At 67.8% G+C, this 16,658-nt stretch carries 14 protein-coding genes and 1 pseudogene; 11 read left to right on the forward strand and 4 right to left on the reverse strand.

The annotated features are described in order from the left end of the window. Nucleotides 1-33 precede the first annotated feature (33 nt). From recC to ACEN98_RS13705, 4 genes are read left to right on the forward strand one after another with little or no spacing between them, the layout of a single operon-like run. Entirely contained in the window at nt 34-3,435 is a 3,402-nt protein-coding gene (gene recC, locus ACEN98_RS13690; RefSeq protein ID WP_413385159.1) for an exodeoxyribonuclease V subunit gamma, read from the forward strand. Continuing rightward, entirely contained in the window at nt 3,432-7,082 is a 3,651-nt protein-coding gene (gene recB, locus ACEN98_RS13695) for an exodeoxyribonuclease V subunit beta (RefSeq protein WP_413385161.1), read from the forward strand. The genes recC and recB overlap by 4 nt, the downstream gene beginning before the upstream one ends. Next, the gene (gene recD / locus ACEN98_RS13700; RefSeq protein WP_413385164.1) at nt 7,072-9,021 is read left to right on the forward strand and encodes an exodeoxyribonuclease V subunit alpha; all 1,950 of its coding nucleotides are present in this window, start codon (nt 7,072-7,074) and stop codon (nt 9,019-9,021) included. Before recB ends, recD begins: the two co-directional genes overlap by 11 nt. Nucleotides 9,022-9,030: 9 nt before the next feature. Continuing rightward, the gene (locus tag ACEN98_RS13705; protein ID WP_413385166.1) at nt 9,031-9,297 is read left to right on the forward strand and encodes a UBP-type zinc finger domain-containing protein; all 267 of its coding nucleotides are present in this window, start codon (nt 9,031-9,033) and stop codon (nt 9,295-9,297) included. Here the strand turns inward: ACEN98_RS13705 and ACEN98_RS13710 are convergent. Further along, nucleotides 9,281-9,601: a hypothetical protein gene (locus ACEN98_RS13710; RefSeq protein WP_413385168.1), complete on the reverse strand. Its 321-nt coding sequence runs from the start codon at nt 9,599-9,601 to the stop codon at nt 9,281-9,283. The genes ACEN98_RS13705 and ACEN98_RS13710 overlap by 17 nt on opposite strands. A gap of 112 nt (nt 9,602-9,713) precedes the next feature. On the opposite strand from ACEN98_RS13710, the gene motA reads away from it, so the two are divergent. Next, the gene (gene motA, locus ACEN98_RS13715; RefSeq protein WP_413345008.1) at nt 9,714-10,574 is read left to right on the forward strand and encodes a flagellar motor stator protein MotA; all 861 of its coding nucleotides are present in this window, start codon (nt 9,714-9,716) and stop codon (nt 10,572-10,574) included. Nucleotides 10,575-10,578: 4 nt separating this feature from the next. On the opposite strand, the gene ACEN98_RS13720 is transcribed toward motA, so the two are convergent. The 3 genes from ACEN98_RS13720 to ACEN98_RS13730 all read right to left on the reverse strand — a co-directional run bounded on the left by ACEN98_RS13720 (nt 10,579) and on the right by ACEN98_RS13730 (nt 13,420). After that, on the reverse strand, nt 10,579-11,127 hold the full coding sequence (locus ACEN98_RS13720) for a DUF2939 domain-containing protein (RefSeq protein WP_413385170.1): 549 nt from the start codon (nt 11,125-11,127) through the stop codon (nt 10,579-10,581). 69 nt (nt 11,128-11,196) lie between these two features. Continuing rightward, a complete protein-coding gene (locus ACEN98_RS13725) occupies nt 11,197-12,168 on the reverse strand; it encodes a serine hydrolase (protein WP_413385172.1) in 972 nt (323 codons plus the stop codon). A 235-nt stretch (nt 12,169-12,403) separates the two neighbouring features. After that, the gene (locus ACEN98_RS13730; protein WP_413385174.1) at nt 12,404-13,420 is read right to left on the reverse strand and encodes a sulfate ABC transporter substrate-binding protein; all 1,017 of its coding nucleotides are present in this window, start codon (nt 13,418-13,420) and stop codon (nt 12,404-12,406) included. Nucleotides 13,421-13,624: 204 nt separating this feature from the next. Here ACEN98_RS13730 and ACEN98_RS13735 point away from each other — a divergent pair, with 204 nt between their 5' ends. The 6 genes and pseudogenes from ACEN98_RS13735 to ACEN98_RS13760 form a co-directional block, all read left to right on the forward strand. Continuing rightward, entirely contained in the window at nt 13,625-14,140 is a 516-nt protein-coding gene (locus tag ACEN98_RS13735; protein WP_413340328.1) for an N-acetyltransferase family protein, read from the forward strand. Nucleotides 14,141-14,245: 105 nt separating this feature from the next. Further along, the gene (locus ACEN98_RS13740; RefSeq protein ID WP_413340326.1) at nt 14,246-14,893 is read left to right on the forward strand and encodes a YcbK family protein; all 648 of its coding nucleotides are present in this window, start codon (nt 14,246-14,248) and stop codon (nt 14,891-14,893) included. 110 nt (nt 14,894-15,003) lie between these two features. Beyond that, nucleotides 15,004-15,282 (forward strand): DUF378 domain-containing protein, encoded by a 279-nt coding sequence (locus ACEN98_RS13745; RefSeq protein ID WP_413385176.1) that lies wholly within the window; start codon nt 15,004-15,006, stop codon nt 15,280-15,282. Between the two features lie 4 nt (nt 15,283-15,286). After that, nucleotides 15,287-15,751: a metallophosphoesterase family protein gene (locus ACEN98_RS13750; RefSeq protein WP_413385179.1), complete on the forward strand. Its 465-nt coding sequence runs from the start codon at nt 15,287-15,289 to the stop codon at nt 15,749-15,751. Nucleotides 15,752-15,786: 35 nt separating this feature from the next. After that, a complete protein-coding gene (locus ACEN98_RS13755) occupies nt 15,787-16,197 on the forward strand; it encodes a hypothetical protein (protein WP_036228373.1) in 411 nt (136 codons plus the stop codon). A 190-nt stretch (nt 16,198-16,387) separates the two neighbouring features. After that, nucleotides 16,388-16,636 (forward strand): annotated as a pseudogene (locus ACEN98_RS13760) (ABC transporter permease subunit); the annotation flags it as partial. Nucleotides 16,637-16,658: the final 22 nt, after the last annotated feature.

A 16,658-nucleotide genomic window follows, 5' to 3' on the forward strand; every position in this document is an offset into this window, starting at 1 on the left:
TATGCTGCGCGAGTCTCTTCGCCACGTCCCGTCATGCCATCCCCGATCCGCCCCGGCCTCCTCATCCTGCACGGCAACCAGATGGAGCTGTTGCGCGCCGCCGTCTTCGACTGGCTGCGCGACAATCCGCTCGGTCCGCTGGAAGAAGAGATCATGCTCGTCCAGTCGAACGGCGTCGCCGAGTGGCTCAAGATCGCCCTGGCGGAGGAGCTGGGCGTGTGCGCGGCCACGCGCGTGGCGCTGCCGGCCCGCTTCCAGTGGGAGGCCTACCGCGGCATGCTGGGGCCGGAACGGGTGCCGCGCCGTTCGCCGTTCGACAAGGATGCGCTCACGTGGCGCCTCATGCGCCTGCTGCCCGAGCTGCTGGAAAAGGATAAATTCGAACCGCTGCGCCATTTCCTCTCCGACGGCGACGCCGAGCGCCGCCTGCAGCTGGCCGAACGTCTCGCCGACCTGTACGACCAGTACCAGGTCTACCGCGCCGACTGGCTCACGGATTGGGCCGACGACCGCGACCAGCTGCGCCGTGCGGGCGGCGAGCCGATCCCGCTGGCGCCGGACCAGTGCTGGCAGGCGCAGCTCTGGCGCGAGATCCACGCGAGCCTGCCGCCGGAGCGCCGCTGGTCCGGCCGCGCGACGATCCACCAGCAATTCATGGCCGCCGTGACGGAAGACCGCGAACCCGTGCTGCGCCTGCCGCGCCGCGTGATCCTGTTCGGCATGTCGACCTTGCCGTACCAGACGATCCAGGCGATGGCGGGCCTGTCGCGCCACACGCAGGTGCTGATCGCGGTGCCGAACCCGTGCCGGTTCTACTGGGGCGACATCATCGAAGGCCGCGAACTGCTGCGCGCCGCCTATAAACGGCAGCAGCACCGCAATGGCAGCGACCTGTCCGAGATCCCCGTCGAGCAGCTGCACGCGCACAGCCATCCGCTGCTCGCGAGCTGGGGACGGCAGGGCCGCGATTTCGTGCGCATGCTCGACGAATTCGACAATGGCGAGGGCGCGCAATTCGGCAACCTGCGCATCGACCTGTTCTCCGACGAAGAAGGCGAGACTTTGCTGGGCCAGGTGCAGGCCGCCGTGCGCGACCTGCTGCCGCTCCCGGAGCATCCGCACACGCCGCCGCCGGCGGAAGACCGGTCGATCGAATTCCACATCGCGCACAGCGCCCAGCGCGAAGTCGAAGTGCTGCACGACCAGCTGCTGTCGTGGTTCGCGCAAGAGCGCGAAGGTAACGAGCGAGGCGCCTTGCGCCCGCGCGACGTCGTCGTGATGGTGCCGGACATCGAGACCTTCTCGGCCGCCGTCCACGCCGTGTTCGACCAGCACAAGCGCAGCGATCCGCGCTACATCCCGTTCGAGATCGGCGACGTGAAGGACCGCAGCGTGAATCCGCTGCTCGTGGCGCTGGAATGGCTGCTCCGCCTGCCGCAGCAGCGCTGCCGCCAGAGCGAGGTGCGCGACCTGCTCGACGTGCCTGCGCTGGCCGCCCGCTTCGGCCTGGAGGAAGCCGACCTGCCCATCCTCGGCCACTGGATCGAAGGCGCCAGCGTGCGCTGGGGCCTGGACCAGCGCCACCGCGCGGGACTCGGCCTCGGCTCGGCCGGCGAACAGAATTCCTGGCTGTTCGGCGTGCGCCGCATGCTGCTCGGCTATGCGACGGGCCACGGCGCGAGCTTCCGCGACATCGAGCCGTATCCGGAAGTGGGCGGCCTCGATGCGGCGCTCGCGGGCTCGCTGGCGGAACTGGTCGAAGCGCTGCTCGCGTGGCGCGAAGACCTCGACCGCGTCCAGACGCCGATGGAGTGGGGCGATTGCGCCCGCGCGCTGCTGGCCAGGTTCTTCCGCGCGACGAACGAGGAAGACCGCCTGATGCTGCACCAGCTGGAAGAAGCGCTGCAATGCTGGCTGGAGATCTGCGAGAACGCGCTGTTCGACGAACCCGTGCCGCTGGCAGTCCTGCGCGAAGCGTGGCTCGGCCAGCTGGACCAGCCGGCGCTGTCGCACCAGTTCGTGTCCGGCGGCGTCACGTTCTGCACGCTGATGCCGATGCGCGCCGTGCCGTTCCGCGTCGTCTGCCTGCTCGGCATGAACGATGGTGATTTCCCGCGCCGCGGCCACCAGTCCGACTTCGACCTGCTGGCGCTGCCGGGCTTGAGCCGCCCGGGCGACCGCTCGCGCCGCGACGACGACCGCTACCTGATGCTGGAAGCGCTGCTGGCCGCGCGCGACAAGCTGTACGTGAGCTGGGTCGGCCGCAACGTGCGCGACAACACGGAGCAGCCGGCGTCCGTGCTCGTGTCGCAGCTGCGCGATTATCTCGCCGCCGGCTGGGACCTCGACCTGGCCGAGCGCACGACGGTGCACGCGCTGCAGCCGTTCTCGCGCCGCTACTTCGAGCGCGGCGGCCTGCTCACGTATGCGGGCGAGTGGCGGTCGGCGCACGGTGCCGACGCTTCCGGTGTCGGCGACGACGTGCTGCCGCCGTTCGAACTGGATGCCGACTACCGGCTCACGCTGGGCGAGCTGGCGAGCTTCCTGCGCCAGCCCGCGCGCTACTTCTTCCGCCGCCGCCTCGGCGTGACGTTCGCGGACCTGGAAGTCGTCGGCGAGGACGAGGAACCGTTCTCGCTCGATGCGCTCGACCGCTACTTCCTGGAAGACACGCTGCTGGACGACAGCGGCACGCCGGAAGCGCCGCACGAGGTGCGCCAGGTGCTGGAGACGCGCGCCGCGCGGCTCGCGCGCGAAGGCGTGCTGCCGATCGGCCTCGTGGGCCGGCAATGGCAGCAGCAGCTCGTCGACGACCTCGTGCCCGTGCGCCGCGCCTGGCTCGCGCAGGGCGCGCGCTATCCGAAGCCGGCGCCGAAACTGGTCGTCGGCGTGGAGGCGGGCGGCCTGCGCGTCGACGACTGGATCGACCGGCTGCGCAGCAACGACGAGGACACCGTGTGGCTGCTGCAGATGTCGTCCAAGGTGCTGGACCGCAAGGGCGAGCCGCGCGGCGACAAACTGATCGGCCCGTGGCTGCGCCAGCTGGCCGCCGCCGCGATGGGCGAGCGCGTGGGCGGCGTGCTCGTCGCGCGCGACGCGAGCCTCGCGATGGCGCCGCTGGAACGTGGCCAGGCGCTCGCGCAACTGGAGACGCTGGTGACGCTGTGGCGCGCCAATCTCGACCGGCCGCTGCCCGTCGCATGCAAGACGGCGCTCGCGCACTTCTCCGGCGGCGATGCGCGCGAGACGTATGACGGCGGCTTCGAGATCGACGGCGAAGTCACCGACCCGTGCCTCGCGCGCCTGTGGCCGGAATTCGCGCTGCTGCGCGCGGCCGGCGGCTGGCCGCTCGTGGCCGAAGCGTTGTACGGCCCGTTGGTCGCGTGGCTGAAGGACGGCGTGACCGTGACCCGCTTCGACGGAGGCGAGCAATGAGCCAACTGCTCGACGCCCTGGGCTTCCCGCTGCACGGCTCGCGCCTCATCGAGGCCAGCGCCGGTACGGGTAAAACGTGGACCATCGCCGCGCTGTACCTGCGCCTCGTGCTGGGCCACGGCGGCGACAACGGTTTTATCCGTCCGCTGATGCCGCCCGAGATCCTCGTCATGACGTTTACCCGCGCCGCCACGCGCGAGCTGTCGAACCGCGTGCGCGAGCGCCTGGTGCAGGCGGCGGCGTGCTTCCGCGGCGAGATCGAGCCCGACGATCCCTATCTGGAAGCGCTGGCCGACGCATACGACGACGAGGCGTCCCGGCTCGTGGCCGCGCACCGGCTCGTGCTCGCGGCCGAGACGATGGACGAGGCGGCGATCTTCACGATCGACGCGTGGTGCCAGCGCATGCTGCGCGAGCACGCGTTCGACAGCGGCAGCCTGTTCGACGAGGAGCTCGTCGGCGACGAGCGCGCGCTGTTCGAGGATGCGGCGCACGACTACTGGCGCCAGCACGTGTACCCGCTGTCCGGCGCGGCGCTCGCGAGCCTCCTGTCGTGCTGGAGCGACGTCGATGCGCTGAAACGGACCGTGCGCGAGCTGGTGCAGCGCGCGGGCCGCATCGACGACCGCATCGGCAACCTGGGCGAGCGGCCGCTGGGCGCGGTCATCGCCGACGCGGAACGCGAGCAGCGCGATGCGTTGAAGCGGCTGAAGGACGGCTGGCAGGCGCGCGCCGATGCGATGGAATCGTGGATCGCGGCGCAGCGCAGCGTGAATCCGAAGGCGTTCAACGGCAACAAGATGCGTCCGGATTCGCTGGCGAAGGCGTTCGATGCGCTGCGCGGCTGGGCGGACGACCCGCAAGCCCACTATCCGCAACTCACCGACGCATCGTGGACCCGCCTGACACCCGACGGCATCCTCGACGCGTTCAGCAAGGATTACAGCGCGCCGATCCCCGAGTGCTTCGAGCACACCAAGGCGTTGAAAGAGGGGCTCGACGCCATCGCCCCAGTGTCGCACGCGTTGCTGCGCCACGCCGCCTGCGCCATCGCGCACCGCATGGCGGAGCTGAAGCGCCGCAACCGCCAGTTCGGTTTCGCCGACATGCTGGCGCGCCTGAAGGATGCGCTGGAGGGACCGAACGGCGAGGCGCTGCGCCGCCGCATCCTCGACCAGTACCCGGTGGCGATGGTCGATGAATTCCAGGACACGTCGCCCGACCAGTACCGCATCTTCGACCTGCTGTACCGCGTGGCCGACAACGATCCGGCGCGCGGCCTGTTCCTCATCGGCGATCCGAAGCAGTCGATCTACGGCTTCCGCGGCGCCGACATCCACAGCTACCTGTCGGCGCGTCGCGCCACGCACGGCCGCCACTACCAGCTGGGCACGAACTACCGGTCGACGCGCCAGCTCGTCGCCGCCGTCAACCAGCTGTTCCGCCACGCGGAAGGAAATTACGCGGCGGGCGCCTTCCGCTTCCGCAAGGGCGACGAAAATCCCCTGCCGTTCGACGCCGTCGACGCGGCGGGCCGCAAGCAGCAGCTGGTTGGCGTCGACGGGCCGTTCCAGGCGCTGGCCGTCGGCGTGGCGGAGGTCGAGGACCTGCGCGCGGACGACTACCGCGAATTCTTCGCGCAGCACTGCGCCGAACACATCGTCCGGCTGTTGAACGATCCGCGCGTCGGCTTCGCGGACGATGCCGGGCGGTTTGCCCGCCTGATGCCGGCCGATATCGCGATCCTCGTGCGCGACCGGCGCGAGGCGGCGGCCGTCCGGCGCGCGCTCGTGCAGCGCAAGGTCGCGAGCGTGTACCTGTCCGACCAGGACTCCGTCGTCGAAAGCATTGAAGCGCGCGACGTGCTGCGCTGGTTGCAGGCGGTGGCGAATCCGCTCGACGTCACGCTCGCGCGCGCCGCGTTCGCGACCGCGACGTGCGCGCTGCCGCTGGCGGAACTGGCGCAGCTCGCGAGCGACGAACTGGCGTGGGAAGTCCGCGTCGAACAACTGAAATCGCTGCACCAGGCGTGGCAGCGGCAGGGCGTGCTGGCGATGCTGCGCCGCTTCATCCACGAACTGGGCCTGCCCGCCAAGCTGCTGGCGGCGCCGGGCGGCGAGCGGCGCCTGACGAATCTGCTGCACCTCGCGGAACTGCTGCAGGAAGCGAGCCGCGAACTGGATGGCGAACAGGCGCTGATCCGCTGGTTCGCCGAACAGGTGGAAGGCGTGGGCGAGGGCGGCGACGAAAGAGTGCTGCGGCTGGAGTCGGATGCGGAACTGGTGAAAGTCGTCACGGTGCACAAATCGAAGGGCCTGGAATATCCGCTCGTGTACCTGCCGTTCGCCGTCACCGCGCGCAAGACGGACCGCCGCAACCGCGCATTCTTCGAATACGTGGAAGACGATGGCGAGCGCCGCATCGACCTGGCGCTGTCCGACGCGGCGATGGAAGCCGTCGACCGCGCGCGCCTGGAAGAAGACCTGCGCCTGCTGTACGTCGCGCTGACGCGGGCGCGCCATTTCCTGTGGCTCGGCGTCGCCGCCGTCGCGGCGCGCAAGAAGGGCGAGAACCAGCTGCACGAATCGGCGCTGGGCTATCTGCTGACGGGCGGCGCACCCGTGCCCGCGGCCGCCGTGCGCGAGCGCTGGGAACACTTGCGCGGCGACGTCGACGGCATCGAACTGCATGCGCTGGCGAGCCCGGACGGCTGTACGCGGCTGGCAAGGCAGGACGTGCGGCCGGAGCTCGTCGAGCCGCCGCGGTTCGCCGCGCGCTTCGAACGCAACTGGGCCGTGGGCTCCTTCACGTCGCTGACGAAAAACACCGTTGCCGTCGCGCCGCCCACGCGGCCGCAGGAAGAGAATTTGCTGGAGGAAGAGGACCCGGGCGTCGTGCCCGTCACGCACGGCGAGGACGCGCCGTGGCACCGCTTCCCGCGCGGCGCCGGCCCCGGCAACTTCCTGCACGAGCAGCTCGAATGGATGGCTCGGGAAGGCTTCGGCCAGATCGACGAGGAAGAGTACCAGGCTCGAGTCGCGCAGCGTATCCGGCGCGCCGGCTGGGGCAACCGCGTCGACGATGCGCTGGCCTGGCTGCGCATGGTCGCCGTCACGCCGCTGCCGCCCGTCGGCTGCGCGCTGGCGGACCTCGATTCGCCGCTGGCCGAGATGGAATTCTGGTTCCCCAGCCGCCAGCTGGACGTCGCCGCGCTCGACCGCCTGTGCCGCCAACGCATGCTGGGGAACACGCCGCGTCCGATCCTGCCGGAGCGCCAGTTGCACGGCATGCTGAAGGGCTTCACGGACCTCGTGTTCGAATGCCACGGCCGCTACTGGGTGCTGGACTACAAATCGAATGCGCTGGGACCGGGCGACGCCGCGTACACGCAGGCCGCGATGGCGGCCGGCATGGCCGGGCACCGCTACGACATCCAGGGCGCCATCTACATGCTGGCCGTGCACCGCCTGCTGCGCGCGCGTCTCGGCGCCGACTATTCGCCGCACGAGCACCTGGGCGGCGCCGTGTTCCTGTTCCTGCGCGGGATCGGCAACCCGGCCACGCACGGCTGCTACCTGATCGAGCCGGACCTGGAACTGCTGGACGGCCTCGATCGCCTGCTGGGAAAGGAGACGCATGAAGCCTGACGTCATCGATACCAGCGCCTTTTGGGCCGAGGTGGAGCGCCTGACGGAGGCGGGCGAACTGCGCCGCCTGTCCGGCGTGTTCGCGCGCTTCGTCGCGAGCCTGGGCGAGGCCGCGTGCGCGAAATCGACGCCGCTGCTGCTCGCGGCCCTCGTGCTGTCGGAACTGGAAGGACGGGGTCACAGCTGCCTGCTGCTGGACGACCTGGTGGGCGATCCGGCCGCGCTGCTCGGCTGGGCCGACGAGGATTGGAAGGCGCTGGCGAAGGCCGCGAAACCGCTGCCGCGCGGCGTGAAGGGGTGGATGTCGCAACTGGCCACGTGCGACCAGGTGTGGCGCGTGGGCGACCTCGATTACGACCAGCCGCTCGTGCTGGACGACACGCGCCTGTACCTGCGCCGCTACTGGCGCGACGAGACCCTCGTCGCCACGTGCGTGCGTACACGCGCGCAGGAGCGCCGCGACGTCGACATCGACCAGGCGCACACCTGGCTGGAAGCGCTGTTCGGCGCCCAGCGTGTGGGCGAGACGCCCGACTGGCAGCGCATCGCCTGCGCCGTCGCCCTGCGGGGCGCGTTCGCCATCATCACGGGCGGCCCGGGCACCGGTAAAACGTACACGGTGGCGCGGCTGCTGGCGCTGCTGTTCGCGACGGCGCCGGACGCCGCGCGCCAGCGCATCGCGCTCGCCGCCCCGACGGGCAAGGCCGCGGCGCGCCTGAAACAGTCGATCGACAAGGCGCTGACCGACCTGGCCGACCGCGTCGGCGGCGCCTTGCCGCTGCGCGCGCTGACGACGCGCATGGGCGCCGCGCGCACGCTGCACAGCCTCCTGGGCGCGCGTCCGGACACGCGCAGCTTCGCGCATCATCGCGGCAATCCGCTCGACGTCGACGTGCTGATCGTCGACGAGGCGTCGATGGTGCACCTGGAGATGATGGCGTCGCTGCTGGACGCGCTGCCCGCGGGCGCCACGCTGATCCTGCTCGGCGACAAGGACCAATTGGCGTCGGTGGAAGCGGGCGCCGTGCTGGGGGATCTGTGCCACGACGCGCAGGCCGGGCGCTACGACGCCGACACGCTCGCGTACGTGCGGGCCGCGAGCGGCGAGACGATCCCGGCCGAATATGAAGGCCATGGCGGCCCGCTCGCCCAGCAGACGGTGATGCTGCGCCACAGCCGCCGCTTCGGCGGCCCGATCGGCAAGCTGGCGCTGGCCGTCAACGCGGGCGACGTCGACGGCGCGGCCGCCGCGCTGCGCGCACCCGACGCGGCCGGCGTGCTGCGCTGGATCGACCACGCGCACCAGCACCACGTGATCCAGCTGGCGAACGAGGGTTATCGCCCGTATCTCGAACTCCTGCGCGCCGGCAGCGCAGGCCATGGAAGCCACGAAGACTGGGTCCGCGCCGTGCTGCAGCGCTTCGAAGCGTTCCGCGTGCTGTGCGCCGTGCGCGAAGGCGAGTGGGGCGTGGAAGGCCTGAACGAGGCCATCGAACTGCGCCTCGCGCACGCGGGCCTGATCGTGCGCGGCGACTGGTACGTGGGCCGCCCCGTCATGGTCACCCGCAACGACTACCCGACGGGCACGTTCAACGGCGACATCGGCCTCGCGCTGCCGGACCCGGCGCGTCCCGGTTCGCTGCGCGTGTGGTTCCTGGAAGGCGACAACGTGCGCAGCGTGCTGGCCACGCGCCTGCGTCACGTGGAGACGGCGTACGCGATGACGGTCCATAAATCGCAGGGCTCGGAATTCGCGCACACGGTGCTGGCCCTGCCGAAAGAGGGGGGCGCCGTGCTGGCGCGCGAGCTAGTCTATACGGGCATCACGCGCGCGAGCCGCCAGTTCACCCTGACGACGCCGGGGCCGGCCGTGCTGGGCGAAGCCATCCTGCGCCGCACGCGCCGGGCGAGCGGATTGCGGGGAATGATCGAACAATAAGGAGGTGGCATGAGCAACGACTGCACGCACTTTCATCACATCGTGACCCGCGAGGGCAATACCGACGGTTGCGAGGAGTGCCTTCGGATGGGCGACACGTGGGTGCACCTGCGCGTGTGCCTGACGTGCGGCCACGTCGGCTGCTGCGACCAGTCGAAGAACAAGCACGCCACGAAGCACTTCCATGCGATGGGACACCCCGTGATCCGCTCGAAGGAGCACGGGGAGACGTGGGGCTGGTGCTACGTCGACCGGGTCGTCAAGGATCCGGTGTAGCGGCATGTTTGCGGACGAGCCGGACGACCGTGTTCCACACCCGGGTCGTCGCCGGCACGTCCAGGGTGCGTTCGACGAACGCGTTCGGACTCCCCGCACTGGTCCCGAGCTTGTACGTCAGCGACAGCAGCATCCCGTCATGCCAGCTCACCACGCGCACATCGCCCCTCGGGTTGGTTGACGGCAGCGCCACGCCGGCGACAGCGCCCGCGTCCGCAAATGCCGCCTCGAACGCGGCACGGGTCGGCGCCGGCGGGTGGCCCAGATTGAGATTGCGAAAGAACGCGACGAATTTCGTTGGCATCCCGACATCCTGCCATATCGCAACCTATCGACCAACTCTCACCACAACCTTTGCTTTCTCAGTGGCAACAATGTTAAAGTTGCGTTCTGGGAATAGTTATCGGGGCATTATCATGTTGATCGTCGCGGGTTTCATCATCGTGCTGCTGGCCGTGTTCGGCGGCTTCGTGCTGCAGGACGGGCACCTTGCCGCGCTGTTCCAGCCCTACGAACTCCTGATGATCTTCGGCGGTGCGCTGGGCGCGTTCGTCATCGCCAACGACCGCAAGGCGATCGGCCTCACGTGGCAGAGCCTGCCGATGCTGTTCCACGGCTCGCGCTACACCCGCGAGCTGTACATGGCGCTGATGGCCCTGATGTTCGACCTGTTGACGAAGGTGCGCCGGGAAGGGCTGATGGCGCTCGAGAACGAGATCGACGCGCCGTACGAAAGCGCCGTCTTCACGAAGTACCGCATCATCCTGCTCGACGATCACCTGATGGAATTCATCACGGACTACCTGCGCCTGATGGTGTCCGGCACGATGAACAGCTACCAGCTGGAAAACCTGATGGACAACGAGATCGCCACGTACCAGGAAGACGCCGACATCCCCGTGCAGGCCATCCACAAGCTGGCCGATGGCATGCCCGCGTTCGGCATCGTCGCCGCGGTGATGGGTGTCGTGCACACGATGGGGTCCATCGGCCGGCCGCCGGCGGAGCTGGGCGGCCTGATCGCGGCCGCGCTCGTGGGGACGTTCCTCGGCATCCTGCTGTCGTACGGCCTCGTCGCGCCGCTCGGGAGCCTGCTGCACCGGCGCCACCAGGAAGTCGTCAAGGCGCTGCAATGTGTGAAAGTGACGCTGCTGGCCTCGATGAACGGCTATGCGCCGACGATCGCCGTGGAATTCGGCCGCAAGGTCATCTCGGCCACGGAGCGCCCGACCTTCGCCGAACTGGAAGGCCATGTGCGCCAGCTGAAGTCGCGCTGAGTTCTCAGTTGCGCGGCAATTCGATCCCCGCCAGCTTCCAGCTCCACAGGCCGTCGCGCCGGAACACGAAGCTGCCGCCGTCCTCCGCCGTGACGGCGAAATGGCGCCAGCCGCGGTAGTGCAGCGCATAATGCGGCTTGTGCTGCGGCGGCTTGTGCTGCGGCGGCTTGTCGCGTGACGGCTCCGCGGCGGGCGTCGCGGCGTCCCGGGTGGGATTGCCGATCGATACCTTGCCGTGTTCGACCATGGCGGCGACACCGGCCGGCGACACGATCGCGTCCACGAGCGGATCCGCGACGGCCCGTGCGAAGGCCTGGCCGATCGCGGCGAAGGCATTGGTGCCCGCGTCGCGGGCGATCGACCCGAGCAGCTGGCTCTTCACGCTGTCGCGCAGGGCAGGGAAGTCGACCTGGGCGGAGACGCCCTCGGCATCGTGGCGCTCCACGGCCGCGCGCAGGCGGTTCAGTGTCCACCAGGGGCTGGCGAAGCTCGTGGCAGCCACGACGAGGAGGGTGCCGCCGGCGCCGGCGGCGAGGATTCGGGTACGGTTCATGGGCATCGCAAATGACAAGGCCGGAACAGTCGCCCGTCCCGGCCTTCGGTATTGATATCGGTCGCCCGCTCAGCGATGGCGGCGGTGACGCGTGACGGTCACGTGCTTGTGGCTGCGGCGCGTGGTGCCGCCGGCCGTTGCACGGATGCGCGGACCGCCGGCCGTGGCGCGGATGCGCGGGCCGCGTGCGGAAGCGCGCACGCGCGGGGACCCGTCGGCCGTCGCCACGGCGCGCGTGGCCACGGGGCCGGCGTCGCCCAGCACGTGGCGGCGGATGTTCAGGGCGTCCAGGATGCGGACGGACGAGGCGCCCGCGTTCAGCAGCACCATCGTCGCGTTCTTGCCGGCCGCCTTCACGCGCATGATCAGGCAGCGGCCCGCTTCCTGCGTGTAGCCCGTCTTCGACAGGCCGATGTCCCAGCCCTTGGCGCCAACGAGGCGGTTGGTGTTGTGGTATTCGACTTCGCGGCCCTTGATGTTGATCAGGTCCTTCGACGACGTCGTGATGCGGGTGATCTCCGCGTAGTTCGATGCCGCGGTCGCCATCTTGACGAGGTCGGCGGCGGTCGAGCGGTTGTTCGGCGAGAGGCCCGTCGGTTCCTCGATGACCGTCTGGGTCATGCCGAGTGCGGCGATCTTGCGCTTGACGGCGGCGCGGAAGGCGTCGATGCCGCCCGGGTATGTGCGGGCCAGTGCGGCGGCGGCGCGGTTGTCCGACGACATCAGGGCCAGCTGCAGCACGTCACGGCGCGGAATGGTGGCGCCGACGGGCACGCGCGACGAGCTGTGCTTGAGCATGTCGACGTCCTGTTTTTCGATCTCGATCGGCTCGTTCATGTCCTGGTGGGCATCGAGCACGACCATGGCGGTCATGAGCTTGGTCAGCGAAGCGATCGGCGCGACGGTGCTGGCGTTCTTTTCGAACAGCACCTTGCCGGTGTCGTCTTCGACCACCAGCACCGATTGCGATCCGAACGGCACGGCGAAGGCCGCTGCACTGGAGATCGTCATCACTACGGCAGCGAGGAATTTTTTGATCATGGATGGTTGTCTGGGTACGGTTAATGGTCGGGCGCCGGACGGCGGCGGAGCATCAAAACGTCGGGTTGGCAGATAGCGACATGCTATGCGGCAACAAAATTGAACGATAGCACCAAAGATTGACACATGTCTATGTCCGTCAGTGAAATATCGAGTCCAACGGCAAGATTCTACAAGAAAAAAAGCCCCGCGTTTCCGCAGGGCCTTCTTTTTGAACAGATTTTTGTGAAATGTCTTATTTCGAGGTGTAAATCTTATCGAATTCTCCACCATCGTCGAAGTGACGTTTCTGCGCGGCACGCCATCCACCGAATACATCATCCACCGTGAACAGCTTGATCGGCTTGTAGTTCGCGGCGAACTGCTTCATGACTTTTTCGTTGCGCACGCGCATATAGTGCTTGGCGCCGATCGCCTGGCCCGTTTCCGAGTACAGGAAGTTGAGGTAGCCCGTCGCCTGCTTGCGGATGCCCTTGCGGTCGACGACCTTGTCCACGACGGCCACCGGCGACTCGGCCAGCACGGAGATGGACGGGTACACGACTTCGAAGTCGTTGCCGAACTCGGCGCGCACGAGGTTCACTTCGTTCTCGAAGGTAACGAGGGCGTCACCGATCTGGCGCTGCGTGAAGGTGGTCGTGGCGGCGCGGCCGCCGGCGTCCAGCACGGGCACGTTCTTGAAGATCTTGCCGACGAGGTCGCGCGCCTGCGCTTCGTTGCCGCCTTTCTTGATCACCGAGCCCCAGGCCGCCAGGTAGGTATAGCGGCCGTTGCCGGCGGTCTTAGGATTCGGGATGACGACTTTCACGTCCGGCTTGGCGAGGTCGGCCCAGTCCTTGATGCCTTTCGGATTGCCCTTGCGGACCAGGAACACCATGGTCGAGTAATAGGGCGCCGCATTGTCCGGGAATTTCCTGGCCCAGTCCTTCGCGACGAGGCCGCGGTCGGCCAGCATGTCGATGTCGTTGGCCTGGTTCATCGTCACGACGGACGCTTCGAGACCGTCGGCGACGGCGCGGGCCTGCTTGCTGGAGCCGCCATGCGATTGCTTGATCGTGACGGTTTCGCCCGTCACCTTCTTCCATTCGGCGACGAAGGCCGGGTTGATGTCCTTGTACAGCTCGCGTGCCACGTCGTAGGACACGTTCAGCAGTTCCACGCCGGCTGCCTGTGCGGCAAACGGGACCACGGTACTGCCGAGCGCCAGCGCCAGCAGTGCGCGGCGAAGCGAGGAAACGGATGGGATCGCCATATTGTTTTTCCTTGTAAAGACTCTCTAGGGACGGTCGATGATCCGTTAAAAAATAGCAAAACAAAAGAACATTTTTATCATATGCTTAGACGGCGTATGTGGCATGCATACGCAACGGACCGCTTCAAAGCAGCCGCGTCGCGTTTGGGGTATAGTCCGGCCTTCGCTGAAACATCGTTTTTTCCAGGTTTGATGCTGAAAACAATGGGTATCGAAATACGCCAGGCAACACCGAATGACGCGCCGGCCGCATGCCGCCTGCTGCGCCATTCGATCGAAGAGGGCTGCGTGCCCGACCACGGCGGCCGTCCCGACATCCTGCAAGCCTGGCTCGGCAACAAGACGACCCAGAACGTGCTGGGCTGGCTGTCGTCGCCCAGCAACTTCGCCGTCGTGGCGGAGCGTGATGGGGACGTGGTTGGCTTCGCACTCCTGAACCAGGCCGGCAAGGTGCCCCTGTGTTATGTCCGCCCGGATCTGTTGCGCCAGGGCGTCGGGCGCGCGCTGCTGCGGGCGCTGGAAACGCAGGCGCGCGCATGGAACATCAGCAAGGTGCACATGCAGAGCCCGGAGTCGGCCAGCGGTTTCTTCGAGCGCCAGGGCTATGTCAACGCGGGCAAGGACAAGGCCTGTTTCGGCCTCGAATGCGACTTCCTGTGGAAGCAGCTCGATGCTGAAACGGTGCCGGCACGCAAGAGATTTTGCAATTGCAGCCAATGAGCGCCGTCACGCTTTGATCACTGTGTAACATTACGCAACGTGAACTCATCTTCTTTCCTGTTGGCGCTTGCGCTATAGTAGTCGGGTTTCAATGATGAGTTCGTTATGGCTTCCCGTAGAGATTTTCTTCACCACGGCTTGCGCCTGACCGCGCTGGGACTCGTCGCCGTCCCGCTGGTCGATGCGCAAGCAGCCCGTTCCCAGACCGACGCCCCGAGCACGGAGCTGGAACCGCCTCCCGATCTGTTCGATGCCCAGGTCGTCGACATCGACTTCTGGGTCAAGCCGCGCACGTTGTCCGTGATCCGTCCGCAAAGCGGCGAACGCGCCAATGTCCTGTACTGGAAGGACGGCGAGGTGATCGATTCCGCCTACCAGGAACTGTGCCATCTGCTGCGCGACGTGAACGGCAAGGCGTCGATCGCCATCGACCCGAAGCTGATCGAGACGCTGTGGGCGTCGCAGGCATTCGTTGCGCGCTACGGCCTCGAACGGCCGCTGGAGATCCTGTCCGGCTACCGCACCCCCGCGTCCAACAACCGCCTGATCGAACAGGGCGTGCCGGCCGCGCGCCAGTCGCTGCACATGTCGGGCAAGGCGGCGGACGTACGCATCGCCGGCCTCACCGAGGAAGTGCTGGGCGGGCTCGTGAAGAGCTTCCGCAAGGGCGGCGTCGGCTTCTACTACCGCTCCGGCCCGAAAGGCGGCTGGATCCACACGGACACGGGCCTCAACCGTACCTGGAAAGGCTGAGCGGGGCGCGCCGCCGCCGGATTCCCGAACGGATAGGCGGCGCACGCGTTCGCGCGTTTTTGCTATCGTGGTTGTACCAACCTTTCCCCAAGGAGGACATGATGGCAACCATGAACGCACCGACAATGGAACGCCGGCACCTGCCCGAACGACGCGCTGCCGTGCGCGAAGGCACGACCGCGATGTCCGGGATCGACTACGCCGCAATGGCGCTCCTGATCATCGGCGGCCTGAACTGGGCGACGGTGGGCCTGTTCGACGTCGACGTCGTCGCCACGCTGTTCGGTCCGGGCAGCCCGGCCAGCCGTGTCGTGTATGTCGTCGTCGGCCTCGCGGCCCTGTATTCGATCTACACGGCGATCAAGATGAGCCGCCACCATCCCCACTGAACCGATGCGGGTCGGCCTGATTTCCGACACGCACGGCCTGCTGCGGCCCGAGGCGCTCGAGTTTCTCGCCGGGGCCGACCACATCGTCCACGGCGGCGACATCGGCAACCCGGAGATCCTTGTGCGCCTGGCGGCCATTGCGCCGTTGACGGTGGTTCGCGGCAACAACGACACCGCGCCGTGGGCGCGCGCGATTCCGGCGACGGCCCGCGTCGACTTCGGGACGGTGGCGCTGTACGCGATCCACGACCTGAAGGCGCTCGCCATCGATCCGCGCGCGGCCGGCGTGCGGGTCGTCGTGTCCGGCCACTCGCACAAGCCCGCATGCAGCGAGCGCGACGGCGTGCTGTACGTAAACCCGGGCAGCGCCGGGCGGCGGCGGTTCAGCTTGCCGATCGCGGCCGCCGAGCTGGTCATCGAGGGCGATGCCGTCGCAGTAAAGCTGGTGACGCTCCGCGAAATGCCGTAGCATACGCGCCGTCCTCAAGCCTGATCGATTGCCATATGACGCCTGACACCAACGACACTGAACGTCCCCGTTTCCGCCCCGTCCCGTGGACGTCGCTGGAAACCCCGCAGGACGTCGAACTGTGGATCGAGGAGCATAACCGCACGATGCAGGAGCTCGTCAAGCCGCAGGAGACGGGCGTCGGCGTGCGCTTCCGCCTCGCACCCGGCGGCGACGTCTACATGCAGACGGCGGCGGATGCCGTCATCCTCGACGTCGAGCCGGATGCCAGCTGGATCGCCCCCCTGATCATGGCAGCGACCGGGGCCGAGCAGCCGGCCGGGTCCATCTGGGTGCTGCCGGACGACAAGCTCGTGCAATTGCTGCTGGGCCTGTCGACGCTGGTCGAGAGCTCGCTGATCGTCACGGGCCACAACTTCGGCAGGCACGGCCGGCGACAGTTTTAGCATATATTTACGACAATATTTCCTTTGCGCGTAGTCAAGATCCGGTGTTAAATCAGCGCTGTCTCGTACGATGAGCTGAGCCGATGCCTGGTTCGGCGTCGACGCGACCCGCGCTCCGTGACCGAACTGTTCGACCTGCTGCGCGAGGCCGCGCCCGTGATGGCGCGAGGGGCGGGTTACACGCTCGCGTTTGCCGCAGGCGCTGCGCACGGCCGTGCCCGCGATGAGCAATACGTTGATCAGCCTGATCAAGGACACGGCGCTCGTCTCCGTGATCACCGTGACCGAATTGATGCTCGTGACGAAGTAACTGATCTCGGTGACGTTCCGGCCGTTGCCGCTGTACGTGGCGGCGGCCGTCGTGTACTGGCTGCCGAGTTTATGTTTCGAAGCCGTGCAGCGGCGCGCGGAGCGTTATTTCAACCGCGCGCACAAGTAGAAACGGCGCCGCGGCGCCGTTT

Source organism: Massilia sp. CT11-137 (genome assembly GCF_047302885.1).
Taxonomy (GTDB): Bacteria; Pseudomonadota; Gammaproteobacteria; order Burkholderiales; family Burkholderiaceae_D; genus Telluria; species Telluria orientalis.